The sequence below is a fragment of the Streptomyces sp. SLBN-31 genome (assembly GCF_006715395.1).
Classification (GTDB): domain Bacteria; phylum Actinomycetota; class Actinomycetes; order Streptomycetales; family Streptomycetaceae; genus Streptomyces.
The window spans coordinates 3120779-3139097 of record NZ_VFNC01000001.1 but is presented as its reverse complement, the minus strand read 5'-3'; the positions used below and the strand labels follow the sequence as shown (position 1 = coordinate 3139097).

Below are 18319 nucleotides of genomic sequence, written 5' to 3'. Positions count from 1 at the left end.
CTCAGCGCTGCCGCAGGAAGGTGCGCTTCGAGCGGGCCAGTACGATCAGGCCCGCGACCAGCAGGACGGTGCCGGCCGCGGCGGGCCACAGGCTCGTACCGGTCTCGGCCAGATTCCCCTGGACCGCCTGGGGTTCGGTCTGGCCCGCGGCCGACGCGTCGTTCCCGCCCGAGGCCTCGGACTGCGCGGAACCGCCGCCGGAGCCGCCGTTGTCCGCCGGGGCGCTGTTCGCCGGCGCGGCCGAGGCGCTCTTGGAGGCCGAGGACTTCCCGTAGACCTTGGGCACGGACGTGCTGGACACGCTCGGCTCGTCGTCGGCCGGCTGACCGGTCTGCGGTGCGGCGGTCGCGGGCTGCGACGCCCCGTCACCGGAACCGCCCTGGTCGCCCTTGCCCGAACCGTCGTCGCCCTTGCCGTCGTTCCCCTTGGCGGGGTCCTGCGTGGGCTGCTCGGTGGGCTCCTGCGAGGGCTGGGCGGTCGGCTCCTGCGAGGGGGGCTCGGACGGCTGGTCCGTCGGCTGCACGGAGGGCGACTCGGTCGCGCCCCCGCCGGAGCCGCCGTTGTCCCCCGAGCCACCGTTGCCGCCGTTTCCACCGCCGCCGTTGCCGCCCGTGTCACCGGAACCGCCCGAGCCGCCCGGGTCCTCGCCGGTGCCGGCGCCGCAGTTACGGCCGCCGTTGATGCAGGAGACCATCTCCTTCATCAGGCCCTCGTCGAAGACGTTGATGAAGTCGCCGTGGTCGGTGACCGGCTTGTGCAGGTTCTCGGGGAAGGAGTCCACCGCGAACAGCGGAGTCGTCTTGCCGCCGTCCTGCAGGCTCGGCGCCTTGACGTCGTAGACGATGCGCTGGACGAGCTGCGGAATGGCCTCGAAACCGTTGGGGCAGGCGCCCGAGGCGTCGGCGAAGGCCACGTGGGTGCGGTGGTTGGCGCTGTCGATGTTGCGGCCGTCCCAGCAGCTCTGGAAGCGGAAGGTGCGCACCACGTCGCTGCCCTGCGGGCACAGCGGGTACTTGTCCTTCAGCTGCCGGTCCTCGAAGCCGGTGCAGCTCCAGGCGGCGTTGGCATTGGCCGGGCCGTTGACGAAGGCCTTCGCGTCGCCGGTGATGATGCGCAGCAGGCGGGGCATCTCCGCGACCTTGCTGCGCGGGCTGCCGATGAAGGTCATGGTGACCTGCTTGGGCGTGACGATCTGGCCGGCGTTGCCCTCGGTGCCGCCGCCCGGCTTGTCCGCGTCCTGCTCCTGGGTGCCGTTCTGCAGGCGCAGCACGGGCCAGTAGTACGTGGACTTGTCGCCCTCGTTCTCGCAGCTGGTGTCGGCCTTCGCCAGGTCGTCGTCGCTGGCGAAGGCGCTGTTGGACTGGTTGCCGATGTAGTCGTGGAAGTGGTGGGCGCCGTTGCTGACACCGGGGGCCACGATCACGTTGTCCGAGTTGCGCAGGCCGTTGGCGTTGACCCCGCAGCTGGTGGTGAAGGTGCCCTTGGAGGCGAAGGAACTCAGGTCCGGGGCAGGGGAGTTGGGCTGGACGGTGTTGATGTCCTGGTAGTCGGCGGCGACCGGTCCGTTGCCGGCCTGGCCGCCGTTTCCGTTCTGCTGGCCTCCCTGCGGTTGGCCGCTCGGGGAACTCCCGTTGTTCTGGCCGTTGTTCTGGGAGTCGCCCGCGTTCTGGCCGCCGTCCTGGCCGTTCCAGGTGCGCATCGAGCAGTCGGCCATGGAGTCGAGGCCGTCGGACTTGCCGCCCGCCTGGTCCATGGCGGCGCCGATGCTGTCGAGGGTCTGGCCCCGCTGCTCCTCGAGCGGCTTCATCACCTTGTCGTCGGTGTAGCCGCTGTCCTGGCGCTGCTGCGGCGTCGCCGCCTGCAGTTGCTGGTATGCCTGCGCTATCTGCTGGTCCAGCGCGGCCAAATCCTTGTCGACGTCCGGCCTGGCCTTGTCCGGGACCTCGGTCAGCTTGCTGCCCACGTCGGGGCAGTCGATCGTGCCACCCGTGGCACTGAACGTCGTCCCCTGCTGGGCCCCCGAGCCGTCCTCCGTGGCGGAGGCGTAGACGTTGGCCGCGATCAGTCCGCCGCCGCCCAGCATCAGGGCCATGGCCGCGAACGTGGCCCGGCGTGGGCCTGTCGGGCGTCTGCGCGAGTTGCGTCCCACGAGTGTTCTCCTACTGCTTCCGGCGGTCGGCATGGAAATCCCTCGCCCCATACGGACGGCGGCGCCGGAGTGTTCAATCGCCTCAAGAATTCATAGAAACCTCTCAGAAGATGTTCGATCCCGCTGGTGACACGAGGTGTCGATTGCGGCCGTCCGGACCGGGAACCCGGGTGGTGCCGTCCGCATCGACACGTCTGGAGAGCGCCATGAGTCTCTTGCGCATGACCGGCCGTCCCCTGCTCGCCTCGATGTTCGTGGCAGGTGGCCTGAACAGCCTGCGGGCCCCCGAGGAGGTCGCCCCGGCCGCCGAGCCGGTGGTGCGGCCGGTGACGGAGCGTGTGTCGGCGCTGCCGGACCGCACCGACCGGGTCGTACGGCTGAGCGGCGCCGTCCAGGTGGTGGGAGGCGTGCTGCTGGGGCTGGGCCGGCTGCCCCGGCTGTCCTCGCTGGCCCTCGCGGCCACGCTGGTGCCCACGACGCTGGCGGGCCATCGCTTCTGGGAGGCGGAGGATCCCGGGGACCGGGCCCAGCAGCGCATCCACTTCCTGAAGAACCTGTCCATGCTGGGCGGTCTGCTGATCGCCGCCGACGACACCGCCGGCGCCCCGTCGCTGCTGTGGCGAGGACGGCACGCCGCCCGGGGCGCGCGCCGGGAGGCGCACCTGGTGCGGCGTACCGCCCGTGCCACCGCCCGTCCGGCGGCGGTGGCCGGCGGTCTGCGGGCCAAGCTGCCGCGCTGACGGGAGGGGAGCCGGTCAGGCCCGCGCGAGTTCCGCGCCCTCGGCCGCGGTCAGCGTCCTGCCGTACACACGGAAGTCGTCGACCGCGGCCTTCGAACAGGGGTCGTCGTACTGGGACCTGCCGATGGACGCGGCCCGGATGTGGTTGCCGAAGTACCGCGGCTCCACGATGATGCGCGCGTTCCGGCCGGTCTCGCGGCCGTCGACGTGGAGGACGGCCGTGCCGCTGCCGTAGGTGACCGCGACGTGCACCCAGCGACGTGCACCCAGCGGTCGGCGGGCAACGGGCCGGCGTCGATGCGCTGTTCGGCTCCGCCGTGTCGCCGCCGAGTGGGCAGTGTCCGACGGGACGGCTGTTGTCCGGCGACAGGGGTACTGCGTCCGGGGCGCACCGAGGGACGGTGCGCCCCCGGACGCCGTCAGGCCACGGCCTCCTGGGCGTAGGGCACCAGCCGCACGGGGCCGACCAGGCCGTGGTCCTGACGGGCCGTCGTGCCGAAGACCGCCGACTGCGCGACCCTCAGACGGTTGATCAGCGGGGTCGCGACCTCGACCTCGATGACGTTGTCGCCGCCCCGGAGGTGGCGGCCGATGTCGACGACGGGGTGCAGTCGGTCCACCGGGGGCAGGCGCGTGCCGTTCACGGTCACTCGGCAGGTGTCGCTGACCTGGCCGAGTTCGAGTACCGCGCCGTGGGACGAGGTCCAGTGCTCCGGCAGGAAGACCGTGGTGCGGTAGCGGCCGATACCGGCGGAGTCCGCCAGTTCGGGGATACGCGACCAGGGGGCGAGGGCGTCCAGGGTCACCGTGTGCCGGACGTGTTCGGTGCGCGTCGGGGTGGAGCCGGGGGTCCAGTCGTCCACGTCGAGCTGCCACCGGCTCGGGACGACAGCGTCGGGAACGGCCGGGAGCGTGGTGGCGACGGTGCGCCCCTGGGACAGGCGCGTGGTGTAGGTGCCCCCGGCGCCGGCCCGCACGGTCAGGCCGCGTTCGGTGAACAGCACGGTGTCGGCGTCGGAGGTGACGGCGTGCGGGCGGTCGCCGTTGCGGTCGCCGAACAACCCGGGCCGCCCGAGGGCCACGATCATCGTCTCGCCCGGCTGGAGCGTGACCCGCACGGTGACGTCGTCGCCGTCCTCGGTGTAGCGGGCCAGCCGCACGGCCTGGCCCGTCCACGCGTCGAGGAGGTACGGCACCGACTTCCTCCCCCGGGTGCGGCGCAGGGTCACGTCGTGGTCGATCGCGGCCACCGGCGGCTTGACGGTCTCGGCGTGCTTGCCGTTGCACAGGTAGTAGAAGTCCGCCTCCTCGGTGGCCCGGTGGGCGTTGAGGAGGGTGGAGGCGGTGGCGTACCGGACGTCGGGGCTGACGCCGAGCCCGGCGAGGGCGTCGCCGACCGCGGTCTTGTCGGTGATCCGGGTGACATGCGGCAGTGCCAGCAACTCGTCCATCACACCTTGCAGTCGGGCTCTCTCGCCGTCGGCGGGCACGCCGGGGGTGAGGGTCTGGTCGAAGGCGCCGAGCAGGACCATGGGCAGTCCCCGCCGGGCGAGCCCAAGCAGCTTGCGGGCGTCGGCGAGGGCGAGCGTGGACGTGGAGCCGTAGAAGAAGTCGCCCTCGACGAACAGCGCCTTGTAGGCGGGGCCGTCCGGGGCGAGGCGGCCGTCGGACACGGTGGCGCCGGGCAGGTCCAGCAGGGGACCGCTGAGGAACTGGTGGGTCCAGCCGAGGGGGATGCCGGTCAAGGTGAACCAGGAGGCGCCGATGCCGGTGGCCGTGTAGCCGGTCTGCCGGAAGACGGCGACGTCCGCCCTGGCCGTGCCGGCTTGGAGTACCTGGTGCACGCGGCCGAGGTAACCGGAGATGTCCTCTACGTGGTCCCAGGTGGGCTGCCGGGGTCCCCACGACTCGCCGTACCCGGGGGCGCCGTTGTAGGGGCTGAAGGCCGCGAAGCCGGGCCAGCTCACCTGGGGGGCGGTGGCGTAGGAGAAGCCGTGGACGACGGTCTGGTTGACGCCGGCCGCGTACGCGCCGCCCATGGTGCGCAGGAAGCGGTCCCAGGTCGTGCTGTACGCGGAGCCGTTGTAGGCGCCCGCCTCGCAGGACAGCACCGTCCGTCCGGCCATGTCACGGCCGCCGGCCAGGCAGCGGAAGTCGTCCAGGTTCTTGAAGCCGAGGGACTCCCCCTCGGGGATGTCGAGGAGCGCCGCGGACGCGATGGCGTCGGTCTGCAGGCCGTAGGGCTGGGCGCGCAGGGTCATGTGCAGCGAGTGCGCCCAGTCCCGCAGGGCGCCGAGGTGGTGACGGTTGAAGAGGCCGGAGACGGTCTCCCAGAAGTCGTGTCTGATCTGCCGGGTGAGTTGGGCCTCGAAGGCGAAGACCTGGTTTCCCTTGTCAAGGACGAGCGCCGGGAGGTACGGCAGCAGCTCTCGCCCGGTGTGTTCACGGAAGGCGTCGGGAAGGCGCGTGGTCCAGGTCAGCCCGTCGGTCTCCAGTTCCACGGAGTCCTCGAAGAAGGAACCGCCCGCGGCCTTCAGGAGCAGCCGCAGGTCACGCGTCAGCATGTCGTCCCAGTGGCCGGTGACGGCGGCGGTGCCGGCCGGGCTGAAGTGGTCGACCACATAGGCGGCGGGCGCGGTGTGCGGGCCGGACTCGGGCTGCTGGCCGGAGCCGCGCTGCCAGTAGGAGATCAGGACCCAGTCGCCGTCGGTGGGCGCGGTCCAGCTCAGGACGTCGTCGGCGACGGTCGCGGTGAGGTCGCGGACCGTCGACAGGTCGAGGCCGGTCTCCTTGCGGGTGGAGTTCGCCGGTGCGACGCGGGCGGCCTGGACGGCGAGCAGCCGCCGGCGCGTGACGCCGGAGGCGGGGGCGTGCGCGGGCGGCGGGACCGGGCCCCGGTAAGTGGCTCCGCCGGCCAACGACGCCCGCCCGTAGGCGAGTTCCTGGGCGGCGGCCTCGTCGTCGGGGCCGACACCGGGGACGGCCACGGGCCAGCTGGGGCCCAGGGTGAGGTCGACGGTGAGGCCGCGTCTCGCCGCCCGGCGCAGCGCCGCCTCCACACCGTCGAGCCACGGTCGGCTGCCCCACCCGTGGTGGTCGGTGTCGAGGACCGACTTGTCCTTGATGCTGTGGTGCACACCGGCGATCTCCACGCCGCCGAAGCCGGCGTCGGCGATCTGGTCGATCTCGCGGGCGATCTCGTCCGGGTCGACGAGGCCGTCCGGCCACCACCACCGGAACCGGGGGCGCACGGACCGCGCGGGCCGGGCGAACCAGTCGGCGGCCGGGCCCGGTTCGGCACCGGCGGCCGGTGCGGCCGCGGCGGGCGACACGGTGCCGAGGGCGGCCACGGCCCCCACGGCCAGTCCGGTGGCGAGGACCGTGCGGCGTGACATCCCGCCGCGCGAGACGAGTTCGTGCATGGGTGTGCCCCTGGAGTCGGTGGATTGAATCGTTTCAAACCGATGTAAACGCCGGAACGTTAGGTCGGTGGCTCGCCCAAGGTCAAGGGGTCGGCGGCAAGTGATCGCCAAGGGCAGGACCGAACACATGCCGCGAGACGTCGGTTTCGACGGCTACGCCTCCAGCCAGAACCCCGTGCGGCGGAGCCAGAGTTCGAGCAGCGCCGCGTCACCGCGCGTCTCGACGGCCGGCGCGGGGCGGCGGTAGAGGAACAACAGCAGGTCCGTCACGGGTCCGCGCACGACCACGGCGGCCCGCCCGGCCCCGGCGTGCCATGCGGGCCGGTCTCCGGTGAGGTCGACGAACCACTGCCCGGCGCCGGGCGCGTCGAGGCGGAGCGAGCGGCCGGGCCCGAGCAGACCGGGGGTGCCGGGCCCCGGCTCATACGCCTCGGCGACCGTCGAGAACTCCAGCCACTCCTCCACCGCGTCGACCGCCAACCCGTCCTCCAGGGTGAACCCGTCGCCGACCGCGAACGCCGCGTCGGCCCGGTGGACGACCGTCTCATGGGTCATCCGCCTGGCCCAGAACCCGGCGGACTGCGGTACGACACTGCCGTCGGCCGGGGTCCAGACCCGCACGTCCGGCCCCGTACCGCGCAAGGTGGCGGCGAGCCGGGCAGCGCCCTCACCCAGCCAGCCGTCGAGCGTGGAGCCGTCCAACCCGGTATACGCCTGGGGGTCGTTGACGCCGTCGTCCAAGACGGGGTCGACGGCCCGCGTCCGGACGATCTCCTCCGCCCAGCGATGGTCCCCACCCACGTGCCGCAGCAGCCGGCCGAGGTCCCATCCGGGGCAGGTCGGCACGGGGATTCCGGTGTCCGCCCCTCCGACCTGATCTCTGAGCAGGTCGGTCTGGGCGACGATCTGGTGACAGTAGTGCTCGAAGGTCAGCGAAGTCACGAGCACATCATGGGGCATTGGGCCCGCCGGCTGGTCGGCCGCGGCGCGGGCCGCCGGCGGTGGGGGTGCCCGGGTCGGTCCCGCCTGGTCGGTACGGGCCGGGCCACTGCCGGGCGGCCGGTGCGCGCACGCAAGAAGCTCCCGCGGTACTCGGCGCGGTCGGCGTTGTGGTCCCCCGCCCCGCCGCCGAGGCTCCCGCGCCCATAGGTCAAGTCGGGGCCGCCACCATGTGCCGGTGCGGGCGCCCGCGGCGGTCCCGCGCCCGGCGGCGGGGCTCCGGGGGAACCGTGCGGCCCGGCCCCCGGCGTCGACGCCCCGACGCGCCCCGGCGGCACCGTTCACCCCGACCGCCCGCCACCCCGCGGCACCCCCGCCGCACCACGCACCATGTCCGCCTGGTACGTCTTCTCCGCCCTCGGCGTCTATCCGCAGACGCCGGGCACCGCGACCCTCCTGCTGGGCGCACCGGTCTTCCCGGCCGCGGTGGTGGACCGGCCGGGCCGGGCGGACCTGGTGATCACCGCGCCGGCGGCCGACGACAGGCACCAGTACATCGACGCCGTGCGGCTCAACGGGCTTCCACTGCAACGGTCTTGGACGGACACCGGTCTGCTGCGCACCGGTGGCCGGCTCGACTTCCGGCTGGCCGTGGAGCCGAACACCGAGTGGGCCACGAACCCGGGGACGCTGCCGAAGTGAGCTGCCCCGCAACCTGATTGAGGGCGGACGGCGGCTGTCGTGGACAGCGGTGACCACGGCGGCCGTCCGTCATGTGCGGCGGGCGGAGGCGAACGCCGCGATCTCGTCGAGCGCGGGGTCGTATCCGCGCGTGGTGTCGACCTCGAGGGACGGCACGTCGAGCAAGACCCGGTCGAACGCGGCGTAGTCGCGGGCATGTTGTGCGGGATCGTCGTAGGAACGCTCGGCGTGCGCCCACCGCAGGGGGCTGTCCCGCAGCCGCCGGCGCCTGCGGTGCAGCACCACGCGGGCGTCCGCCCGGCAGTGGACGACACGGATGTCGGCGAGGTCCAGCAGCGGTCGCAGGCCGGGGCGCCAGAGGCGGTCCTGGAACGCCGCCTCCGCGACGGTGGTCACGCCGGCCCGCAGGAGCAGTTCGAGGACGTCGAAGAACGTGGACAGCGTGCGCGTGCTCAGCTCGTCCCCGGGGCCGGGCACGAAGCCGGGCGTCGCGTGGACCATGCCCTCCTTGATCTCGTCCCGGCAGACGGCCGGGCAGCCCACCAGGCGGGCGAGCTCGTGGGCGAGGGTCGTCTTGCCGCTTCCGGGCGGGCCGCTGACGACGATCAGGGCGGGACGGGAGAGCATCCGCCCAGTGAAACAGACGCCGTGGCACGGCGGTTGTGGATCAGCGCTGTCACTGTCCGGGAGATCGTCACGGCTCGTACGCGCGTTCCCTACGATGACCGGATGACCAGTGACACCGGCGTCGACGAAGACGTGCGCACGGCCGTCGTGCCCGAGGCCACCGCATGGGCCGAGCGACTGCGGCGGTTCGGCTACCTGGCCCTCCCCCGACCCGACACCCGCGAACGTCTGGTGCCGCCCTTCCCCGGGCCCACCTCTCGGACGGGCGCCGCGATGGGCTGGCTCGGGCCGGTCCTCGTGGCCGTCTTCGCCGGGGTGCTCCGCTTCTGGCGGCTGGGGCAGCCCCGGGCGGTCGTCTTCGACGAGACGTTCTACGCCAAGGACGCCTGGTCGATGCTGCGGTTCGGCTACGAGGGGACCTGGCCGGACCGCAAGATCGCCGACCCGCAACTCCTGGCCCACCCTCAGGTCGTCCCGCTCTCCGACACCGCCTCCTTCGTCGCGCACCCGCCGGTGGGCAAGTGGGTGATCGCCCTCGGGGAGGGGCTGTTCGGGCTGGGCCCGTTCGGCTGGCGGTTCATGACGGCGGTGCTCGGCACGCTGTCGGTCCTCATGCTGTGCCGCATCGGGCGCCGGCTGTTCCGGTCCACGGCGCTGGGCTGCCTGGCCGGGGCGCTGATGGCCGTCGACGGTCTGCACTTCGTGATGAGCCGCACCGCGCTGCTCGACATCGTCGTCATGTTCTTCGCGCTGGCGGCGTTCGGCTGTCTGCTGATCGACCGCGACCGGTCCCGGGCCCGGCTCGCGGCCGCGCTGCCGCCGCGCGAGGACGGCTCGGCCGGGCCCGACCACGACACGGGCACGCACACACGCCTGGGCCTGCGCCCGTGGCGGCTCGCGGCCGGCGTGTTCCTGGGGCTGGCGGCCTCCAGCAAGTGGAACGGCCTGTACTTCCTGGTCTTCTTCACCGCTCTGACCCTGCTGTGGGACGTCGGCGCACGCCGGGTCGCCGGCGCGCACCGCCCGTACCACTCGGCCCTGCGCAGGGACCTCGGCTGGTCCGTGCTGTCCCTGATACCGGTCGCCCTGGTGACGTACCTGGCCACCTGGACGGGGTGGTTCCTGTCCGCCAAGGGCTACGCCCGGCACTGGGCGGACGGCCGTGGCGGCCCCTGGGGGTGGGTCCCGGCCCCGCTGCGCAGCCTGTGGCACTACGAGTACCTCGTCTACCAGTTCAACGTGAACCTGCACTCGCCGCACAAGTACCAGTCGAATCCCTGGAGTTGGCTGATCCTCGGCCGTCCCGTGTCCTTCTACTACGAGACCCCGCAGCCGGGGCAGCAGGGCTGTCACGGCACTTCCCCCTGCCCCCAGGAGATCCTCGCGTTGGGCACGCCGCTGCTGTGGTGGACGGCCTGCGCCGCGCTGGTCTACCTGCTCTTCCGGTGGGCGTTGCGCCGCGACTGGCGGGCGGGGGCCGTGCTGTGCGCGGTGGCGGCCGGCTACCTGCCCTGGTTCGGCTTCCAGGACCGGACGATCTTCTCCTTCTACGCCGTCGCCTTCGTGCCGTACCTGTGTCTGGCCGTCGCGATGCTGGTGGGCGCCCTGCTGGGACCGCCGCGGTCGAGTGAGGGACGGCGTGTGGTGGGCGCGGTGGCCGCGGGGGCACTGGTGCTGCTCATCGCCTGGAGCTTCATCTACTTCTTCCCCTTGTACGCGGGCCGGGCGATCCCCTACGCCGACTGGCACGCGCGGATGTGGCTGGACACCTGGATCTGACGGCCGTACGGCACCTCACAGGGCGTCCAAGTCCCCCGTCGTGCGCCCGAGATACGTGACCGGGCCGGGGTCGGGCACCTCGATCTCGTGGAAGCCCATGCGGTCGTAGAAGGCCCGGGCCGGGGTGTTGGCCGTGACCATGGTGAGGTGGACCGCCGCCACGTCCCGGTCCCGCAGCGCCTGCAGGAAGGTGCGCATCAGCGCACGGCCGTGCCCGCGGCCCTGCCAGTCGGGGAGCAGGTCGATGTGCAGGTGGGCGGGGTAGGCGGCGACTTCGGGGACGATCATCCGCTCGGGCCGGTGCAGCAGCAGGACGATCGCCTCGTCGGGGGTCTCCGGCGGCCCGGCGGGCTCCGGGTGGCGCTCCGCGACGAGGGGCAGCCACTTGGCTCGGAACTCCGCGACGAAGCGGGGGGTGTCGGCGGTGCCCAGGATGTAGCCGACCGCCTGCCCGTGACCGTCGTCGAGGACGAACGCCAGCTCCGGTTCCAGGTGGACGTAGGGCGCCGCGAAGGTCGCCGGGAAGATCGAGGGGTCCGCGTGGACGCCCCGGCTGTCCTGGCCGACATGGGCGGTACGGACGCAGATGTCGTCGAGGGCCTCGCGGTCCTCGAGCCGGTACGGACGGACGATGGGAGTCGGGGTCACCCCAGCATCCTGACGCTCTGGGAGCGCTCCCACAAGAGGTTCTACAAGCTCCCGCACAGGCTCCCGCAAGCCGGCGGGACCGGGAACGCCGGAACGCTGCATCGCCGTTCCGGCCGGGCCACGACAATCTTCCGGCCGGTCCGCCGAGCAGCCCAGGGCATGCTCCTCGGCCACGTTCCTCGCGCCGCCGGGAACCGTATTCCGGCCACCTCGACGTCCCCGTGGCACTCGGTACGGGACGTGGGCCGCTCGGGAGATCCCGCCGGGCGCGCCCCGCCCGGGCGCGCGAGCCTCACCCGGTCGGCGTAAAAGCCCCTGGTCCGGGCCTGCCGGGGTGCCCCTGGGGGCACTCGGCGCGGTCCCCCGCGACGCCTGTCTCGCTCTCGTCGCCGGATCCACACTGTCCGCCCGGGTGCGCCCGAGGCCCCTGGTGGCGCATTCTTGCTGTGTCATCCGCAAGGCCCTGTCGTCGAATTCCCGTCGTCCGTCCGGAGGACGGCCCGGAGGTGTCTGGTGCGTGCGATCGCAAGGCGCCGGGGCGCCCTCGACGGGGGTGCCGCCGCGCAAGTGCATTCGAGCGTGGAGGAGGAGCCACGTGGGTGGTTCGGGAACGCCACTGAGGGTGTGCCCTCCGGAGGAGCGGGCGCCGGGCGCCTCCGGGCGGGCGGGGATCTGACGACGGGGCCTAGGGCGGCACGGACGAGGTAGGGCCGATGACTGGGAGCGCGGAGGAGGCACACCGGACGTCCGGGCAGCTGTCCACGCTGCTGATCGACGCCTCGGAAGAGGCGATCGGCGTGGCCGGCGGCCATTCCGGGGGCATCTATCTGCGCTCCGGCACGCCCGGACTGCTGCGGCTGGCGGTGCTCGCGGGACTGCCCGGCCAGCTGTTCCGGCCCTGGTGGCGGATGCACGTCGACCGGCCGTTCCCGGTGGCCGACGCCTACCGGCTCGGCGTCCAGGTGGTCCTGCCGAACGCCACCGAGACGATGCGCCGCTACCCGCAGTTCGCCGCGGGGCTGCCGTTCCAGTTCGGATCCCTCTACGTCCCGGTGGTGGGCGCGGGAACCACTTACGGCGTACTGACCGTGCTGCGCCCCTCCGCCGCGGACGCCGCCGAGCTGATGCACCACCGCGACCGCCTGGTGGCCCTGGCCGAGGACCTGGGCGCGACCTTGCTGCGGCTGGAGAGCGGCAGGGGCGGCCCGCCCGTCGCCTGGGACGGCGAGCCCGTGTGCGTGCGGCCGCCCGGCACCCGCCCGCCGGCCGGACGGGCCGGCGGGTTCGCCTGGGACCCGGTGACCGACGTGGTGACCGTCGACGAACGGCTGCCCGCGCTGCTGGGGGTGCCGGCCGAGGAGTTCGGCCCGGGTGTGCACGCGCTCGCCGAGGCCGTGGCCCCGGCCGACCCGTCACGGGTGTTGGCCGCGCTGCGGGAGACGGCGGCGGGCAGACCGCCGCCGCTGCCGCTGTACGTGCGGGCCGCGGACGAGGCGCTGCGGCTGGTGGAGCTGTGGAGCCCGTACGCCGCGCCCTCTCCGCCCGGCACGCCCTCGGGCGCTCACCCGGTCCGGGGCTTCGTCGTGGATCCGGGCCCCGGGGCGGCGGCCGACGCGGCGGCCGACCTGCTGCCGGACGGAATCCTGTGCCTGGACCGGCTGGGCGTGATCCACTACGCCAACCCGCGCGCCGCACAGCTCCTGCACCGCCCCCGGGCCGAGCTGCTCGGCCGCTCGCTGTGGGAGGGGGTGCCCTGGCTGAACCAGCCGACCTGCGAGGACCACCTGCGCGGCGCCCTGCTCTCTCCGGACCCGGTGCGCTTCCACGTGGCCCGCCCGGCCCTCGGAAGCGCCACCCCGCCCTCGGAGGAGGAGGTGGGCGGAGCGCCGTACGAGGGCGCCTGGCTCGATGTGTGCGTCTTTCCGGGGCCCGACGTCCTGGCGTGCACCTTCCGCCCGGCGAGCCGGGTCGCCGAGGCCGCCGGGCTGCCTCCCCCGGCCGAGCCCGAAGAGACGGTCCCCGATGCGGCGCCCCGCGCCGCGTCACTGGCTCCGCTGTACCGGCCCATCGTCCTGGCCATCGCGCTCACCGAGGCGGTCACGGCGCGCCAGGTGGCGGCCGTGGTCATGCGGGAGCTGCTGCCCGCGTTCGGCGGCCGTCGCCTCGCCATCTACCTCCTGCAGGACCGGCATCTCTACCTGGCCTGGGAGAACGGCTTCCCGAAAGGCTTCCTGACCCCCTTCGAGGGCGTGGGGCTGGACGCCCATCTGCCCGGTGTGGAGACGCTGACCAGCGGCCGGCCGCTGTTCTTCGACTCGATGCAGCAGCTGACGGAGGCCTACCCCGGCATACCGCTGGACGCCACGCGCGGAGCGCGCGCCTTCCTGCCGCTGATCGCCTCCGGCCGGCCGGTCGGCTCCTGCATCCTGGGCTTCGACACACCGCGCACGTTCAGCACCGAGGAGCGGGCCGTGCTCACCGCGCTCGCCGGGCTGATCGCCCACGCCATGGAGAAGGCGCAGCGCTACGAGAGCGAGGCAGCGCTGGCCCGGGGGCTGCAGCAGGCCCTCCTCCCCCGCCGGCTGTCCGTCCATCCGCAGGTCGACACCGCCGGGCGCTATCTGCCGGGCACCCAGGGCATGGAGGTGGGCGGCGACTGGTACGACGTCGTGGAGGCCGGTGACGGTCTGGCGCTGGTGATCGGCGACGTCCAGGGGCACGGGGTGTCGGCCGCGGCCACCATGGGGCAACTGCGCAGCGCGGTGAGGGCGTTCGCGCTCGGCGACCGGCCGCCCGACGAGGTGCTGAGCGGCATCAACCATCTGCTCATCGACCTCGACCCCGGCCAGTTCGCCAGCTGCTGCTACATCCGGCTGGATCCGGCCTCGGGACTGGCCCGGGCGGCGAACGCCGGGCACCCGCCGCCGTTGCTGCGCCGCCCCGACGGCCATACGGAGGTCGTGGACCTGCCCGGCGGCGTGGTGCTCGGGGTGGACCCACACGCCCGCTACCCGGTCACCGAGCTGCTGATCGAGCCCGGCGCCGTGCTCGCGCTGTACACGGACGGGCTCGTCGAACGGCCCGGCGTCGACATCGACGAGGGCATCACCGCGCTCCGCGTCGCCCTGGCCAGGGCGGGGGCCTCCGCCGCGCGTCCGGGCCGGCGTCCCCTCGCCGGGGTCGCCGACCGGCTCACCGCCAAGGCCCGGCACACCGCCGACCGCCCCGACGACATCGCCCTCCTCCTGGCCACCCGCCGAGTAGCGGCCCGCAACCACCGCCGAGGCACCGTCCATCCCCTACGCCCCCCGACCTGACGGGCTTTGCCTCAGGGGAGGCGTGGGGGCCGTCACCGCTGCCGCGGGGGATTAACGGGCGGCCGGGGGCATCTACCGCTACCGCGGGGGATTAACGAGTGGCCGGGGGCGTACACCGCTGCCGCGGGGGATTCACGAGTGACCGGGGGCGTACACCGCTGCCCGTGGTGTTCACCGCCGTCCCCGGGGCGTGCACCCCAGGCGACGCGGAATCCACCGTTGCCCCGGGGGCGTACACCGCTGCCCCGTGGCTCTCACCACCGTCCCCGTGGGCGTGCACCCCGGGCCACGCGACATTCACCGCTGGCCCGGGAGTTCACCGCTGCCCCGTGGCTTTCACCACCGTCCCCGTGGGCGTGCACCCGGGCCACGCGACATTCACCGCTGGCCCGGGAGTTCACCGCCATCCCCGGAGGCGTTCACCCCACGCCGCCCGGAATCCACTGCTGCCCCTTGGCGTACATCCCGGCCCCCGGCGGGCGTGCGCCGCTGTCCTCCGAGGCTCCGTCACCAGCGGCCCCAGGGCTCTTCACCGCCGACCTCAGACGATTCTCGCCGCCGCTTTCCGCGGCTCTTCGCCACCGCCCGCACGGATTGCCGACGCCGCACCGGACCTAGAGACAACGCCCGCACGGGCTCGCGGGCCGCCACTCCAACAGAGCACGGGACGGAGCCCTCGCGCGTCCGCAGACGCCAACGCGCAAGACCCGCGAGACCGCGCCCGCACGGGTCCGTAAACGCCACCGCACGGGACCGGCCAGTCCGCGCCCGTCCGCCATCGCGGACAGCACCCCGCAGGCGGACCGCAGACGCCAACACACAGGACCACGAAACCGCGCCCGCACGCGCTCGCGAGACGCCACCACAAGGGACCACGAAACCGCGCTCGCGGGACGCCACCACAAGGGACCCCGGAACCGAGCCCTCACGCGTCCGCGGACGCCACCGCACAGAACCGCGAGACCGCGCCCACACGCACTCGCAGGCGCCACCGCACGGGCGCCCGATCACCCCACCGGATCGCGGGACCGCGCCCGTGCGGGACCGCGGAACAACGCCCCCGCGGCACCGCCGCACCCCCTCGGTGATACCGCTTTCCCTCGGAATGCCGCCTTGTCACCCTCTGTGACGCCCCTCGCCTCCCGGGGCCCGGCAGTGTAGACATGGGCACATGGTCCGACTTCCGGACCGCTCCGGGAGCCGGTCCCCGCACCGGCCCGGCGGTCCCCGTGCCCGGCGCGTGGCCGACCATGCCCGCGCGACGCACAGGCGGCGGGCCCGGGGCGCGGCGGTCGGCGCGGGCGGGCGCACGGAGAGCGCGGAGCAGAAGCGGACGGGGAGACTGCGGTCGACGCTGACCGGGCGGAGCGTCGCCGGGCAGGTGTTCGTCCTGCAAGTGGTGATCGTGCTGCTGCTGGTGGTCGCCGCGGTGGTGTCGCTGTACCTGCAGGCGCGGCACGACAGCACCCAGGAGGCCCGCAAACGGTCGGTCGCGGTCGCCCAGGCCTTCGCCAACGCGCCGGGCACCCGCGAGGCGTTGAGCAGCCCGCGTCCCACGGTGATCCTCCAGCCCCGGGCGGAGGCGGCCCGCAAGGCGACCGGCGTGGACTTCATCGTCGTCATGAACACCGACGGCATCCGCTACACCCACCCCAAACCGAACCGCATCGGCAAGAAGTTCGTCGGCACGATCGCGCCCGCGCTGGCCGGCAAGACGGTGGTCGAGGAGGTCAACGGGACGATCGGGCGGCTGGACCAGGCGGTCGTGCCGGTCACCGCGCCCGACGGCAAGGTGGTGGGCCTGGTGTCGGCCGGCGTCACCACCAGGAACATCGGCGGCGCCGCCAACCGTCAGCTGCCGCTCGTCCTGCTGGCCGCCGCCGTCGCACTCGCCCTCGCCACGGGCGGCACGGCACTGGTGAGCAGACGTCTGCTGCGGCAGACGCACGGACTCGGGCCGCACGAGATGACCCGCATGTACGAGCACCACGACGCCGTACTCCACGCGGTGCGCGAGGGCGTGCTCATCGCCACGGACGAGGGGCGGCTGCTGCTCGCCAACGACGAGGCGCACCGGCTGCTCGACCTCCCCGAGGACGCCGAGGGCCGGCACGTCCTGGAGCTGGGCCTGCCCGCGGACACCGCCGACCTGCTGGCCTCCGGCCGTGTCGCCACGGACGAGGTGCACCTGGTCAAGGACCGGCTGCTGGCGGTCAACCAGCGCCCCACCGACGTCCAGGGCGGCCCGCCGGGCAGTGTCGCGACCTTGCGTGACTCGACCGAGCTGCGTGCCCTGTCCGGCCGAGCGGAGGCGGCTCGCGAACGCCTGGAGATGCTGTACGACGCGGGGGTGGGGATCGGCACCAGCCTGGACGTCACCCGCACCGCCCAGGAGCTGGCCGAGCTGGCCGTGCCCCGGTTCGCGGACTTCGCGACCGTCGACCTGTTCGACGCGGTGCTCGGCGGCGGCCAGCCGGAGGCGGTGACGCCCCTGCGCCGTACCGCGGTGAGCGGGATCCGCGAGGACGCGCCGCTGTACCCGGTGGGCCGGCAGCTCAGGTTCGTCGACACCTCGCCGCAGGCCCGCAGCCTGCGCACCGAGCAGGCGGTGCTGGAACCGGACCTCGACCTGGCGATGGGCTGGCACGCCCAGGACCTGGAGCGGACCGCCCAGGTAGTGGACTACGGCATCCACTCGCTGATCACCGTGCCGCTGCGTGCCGGGTCCCTGTTGCTGGGCGTGGTCAGCTTCTGGCGCTCGGAGAAGCCCGAGCCGTTCGACACGGAGGAGCTGGCCCTCGCCGAGGAGCTGGTGGCGCGGGCCGCGGTCTCCATCGACAACGCGCGCCGCTACACGCGCGAGCACAGCATGGCCGTGACGCTGCAGCGGAGTCTGCTCCCGCGCCGCCTGCCCGAGCAGTCGGCCCTGGACATCGCCTACCGGTACCTGCCCGCGCAGGCCGGGGTGGGCGGCGACTGGTTCGACGTACTGCCGCTGTCGGGGGCGCGGGTCGCGCTCGTGGTGGGCGATGTCGTGGGGCACGGCCTGTACGCGGCGGCCACGATGGGCCGGCTGCGCACGGCGGTGCACAACTTCTCCGCGCTGGACCTGCCGCCCGACGAACTGGTGGCGCTGCTGGACGAGTTGGTCGCCCGCATCGACCAGGACGAGGCGGCCCACGACGGCAGCGCCCCGATCACCGGCGCGACCTGCCTGTACGCGATCTACGACCCGGTGGCCCGGAGCTGCACCGTCGCCCGCGCGGGCCATCCCCCGCCGGCCCTCGTCCGGCCGGACGGCAGCGTCACGTTCCCGGACGTGCCGGCCGGTCCCCCGCTGGGGCTCGGCGGTCTGCCGTTCGAGACGGCCGAGCTGGCGCTGGAGGAGGGCAGCCGTCTCGTCCTGTACACCGACGGGCTGGTGGAGAACCGGGAGCGGGACATCGACGAGGGACTCGACATGCTGCGCGGCGCGCTGGAGCGGGCGGGCAAGTCGCCGGAGGAGACCTGCCGGGCCGTACTGGAGGCGCAACTGCCGGCGAAGCCCAGCGACGACGTCGCGCTGATCGTCGCCCGCACCCGGGCCCTGCCCGCCGACCGCGTCGCCGAGTGGGACGTACCGCCGGACCCGGCGGCCGTCGCCGGGGTGCGGGCCGCGCTGAACCGGCAGTTGGAGCGGTGGGGGCTCGACGAGCTGGAGTTCAGTACGGAGCTGATCCTGAGCGAGCTGGTCACCAACGCGATTCGTTACGGCGCCGATCCCATCCACGTACGCGTGCTGTTCGACCGCACCCTGATCTGCGAGGTCTTCGACAGCAGCAGCACCTCTCCGCATCTGCGGTATGCGGCGATGACCGACGAGGGCGGCCGGGGGCTGTTCCTGGTGGCCCAGCTCGCCGAGCGCTGGGGGACGCGGTACACGCCGGCGGGCAAGGTCATCTGGGCCGAGCAGCCGCTGCCCTGAGCGGACGTCCTTCGTCGTTCCCTACGAAGTTC

At 73.4% G+C, this 18319-nt stretch carries 11 protein-coding genes; 5 read left to right on the top strand and 6 right to left on the bottom strand.

Annotated elements, in window-relative coordinates; translation table 11 throughout:
* Nucleotide 1: 1 nt before the first annotated feature.
* Nucleotides 2-2149: a DUF1996 domain-containing protein gene (locus FBY22_RS14455; RefSeq protein ID WP_399211104.1), complete on the bottom strand. Its 2148-nt coding sequence runs from the start codon at nucleotides 2147-2149 to the stop codon at nucleotides 2-4.
* 206 nt (nucleotides 2150-2355) lie between these two features.
* On the opposite strand from FBY22_RS14455, the gene FBY22_RS14450 reads away from it, so the two are divergent.
* Nucleotides 2356-2889: a DoxX family membrane protein gene (locus FBY22_RS14450; RefSeq protein WP_142145725.1), complete on the top strand. Its 534-nt coding sequence runs from the start codon at nucleotides 2356-2358 to the stop codon at nucleotides 2887-2889.
* Between the two features lie 15 nt (nucleotides 2890-2904).
* Here the strand turns inward: FBY22_RS14450 and FBY22_RS14445 are convergent, their stop codons facing one another.
* The 3 genes from FBY22_RS14445 to FBY22_RS14435 form a co-directional block, all read right to left on the bottom strand.
* The gene (locus tag FBY22_RS14445) at nucleotides 2905-3141 is read right to left on the bottom strand and encodes a LamG-like jellyroll fold domain-containing protein (RefSeq protein WP_142145723.1); all 237 of its coding nucleotides are present in this window, start codon (nucleotides 3139-3141) and stop codon (nucleotides 2905-2907) included.
* 167 nt (nucleotides 3142-3308) lie between these two features.
* A complete protein-coding gene (locus tag FBY22_RS14440; RefSeq protein ID WP_142145721.1) occupies nucleotides 3309-6311 on the bottom strand; it encodes a glycosyl hydrolase in 3003 nt (1000 codons plus the stop codon).
* Nucleotides 6312-6464: 153 nt separating this feature from the next.
* Nucleotides 6465-7253: a maleylpyruvate isomerase family mycothiol-dependent enzyme gene (locus FBY22_RS14435; protein WP_260844835.1), complete on the bottom strand. Its 789-nt coding sequence runs from the start codon at nucleotides 7251-7253 to the stop codon at nucleotides 6465-6467.
* A gap of 387 nt (nucleotides 7254-7640) precedes the next feature.
* On the opposite strand from FBY22_RS14435, the gene FBY22_RS14430 reads away from it, so the two are divergent.
* Nucleotides 7641-7952, top strand: coding sequence for a glycoside hydrolase domain-containing protein (locus FBY22_RS14430; RefSeq protein ID WP_142145717.1), 312 nt, complete (start codon nucleotides 7641-7643; stop codon nucleotides 7950-7952).
* Between the two features lie 69 nt (nucleotides 7953-8021).
* Here the strand turns inward: FBY22_RS14430 and FBY22_RS14425 are convergent, their stop codons facing one another.
* On the bottom strand, nucleotides 8022-8579 hold the full coding sequence (locus FBY22_RS14425) for an AAA family ATPase (RefSeq protein ID WP_142145716.1): 558 nt from the start codon (nucleotides 8577-8579) through the stop codon (nucleotides 8022-8024).
* Nucleotides 8580-8681: 102 nt separating this feature from the next.
* Between FBY22_RS14425 and FBY22_RS14420 the strand changes: the two genes are divergently transcribed.
* Entirely contained in the window at nucleotides 8682-10358 is a 1677-nt protein-coding gene (locus FBY22_RS14420) for a dolichyl-phosphate-mannose--protein mannosyltransferase (RefSeq protein ID WP_142145714.1), read from the top strand.
* A 15-nt stretch (nucleotides 10359-10373) separates the two neighbouring features.
* Here the strand turns inward: FBY22_RS14420 and FBY22_RS14415 are convergent, their stop codons facing one another.
* Entirely contained in the window at nucleotides 10374-11006 is a 633-nt protein-coding gene (locus FBY22_RS14415) for an N-acetyltransferase (protein ID WP_142145712.1), read from the bottom strand.
* A 713-nt stretch (nucleotides 11007-11719) separates the two neighbouring features.
* Between FBY22_RS14415 and FBY22_RS14405 the strand changes: the two genes are divergently transcribed.
* Nucleotides 11720-14323: a SpoIIE family protein phosphatase gene (locus FBY22_RS14405; protein ID WP_142145708.1), complete on the top strand. Its 2604-nt coding sequence runs from the start codon at nucleotides 11720-11722 to the stop codon at nucleotides 14321-14323.
* Nucleotides 14324-15494: 1171 nt separating this feature from the next.
* On the top strand, nucleotides 15495-18287 hold the full coding sequence (locus tag FBY22_RS14400; RefSeq protein WP_174267143.1) for a SpoIIE family protein phosphatase/ATP-binding protein: 2793 nt from the start codon (nucleotides 15495-15497) through the stop codon (nucleotides 18285-18287).
* The last annotated feature ends 32 nt before the right edge of the window (nucleotides 18288-18319 follow it).

Bases quoted from the DNA above. Each gene is read 5' to 3' on its own strand.
- FBY22_RS14450 (WP_142145725.1), top strand. From the start codon at position 2,356: ATGAGTCTCTTGCGCATGACCGGCCGTCCCCTGCTCGCCTCGATGTTC.
- FBY22_RS14440 (WP_142145721.1), bottom strand. From the start codon at position 6,311: ATGCACGAACTCGTCTCGCGCGGCGGGATGTCACGCCGCACGGTCCTC.
- FBY22_RS14430 (WP_142145717.1), top strand. From the start codon at position 7,641: ATGTCCGCCTGGTACGTCTTCTCCGCCCTCGGCGTCTATCCGCAGACG.
- FBY22_RS14425 (WP_142145716.1), bottom strand. From the start codon at position 8,579: ATGCTCTCCCGTCCCGCCCTGATCGTCGTCAGCGGCCCGCCCGGAAGC.
- FBY22_RS14420 (WP_142145714.1), top strand. From the start codon at position 8,682: ATGACCAGTGACACCGGCGTCGACGAAGACGTGCGCACGGCCGTCGTG.
- FBY22_RS14405 (WP_142145708.1), top strand. From the start codon at position 11,720: ATGACTGGGAGCGCGGAGGAGGCACACCGGACGTCCGGGCAGCTGTCC.
- FBY22_RS14400 (WP_174267143.1), top strand. From the start codon at position 15,495: ATGGTCCGACTTCCGGACCGCTCCGGGAGCCGGTCCCCGCACCGGCCC.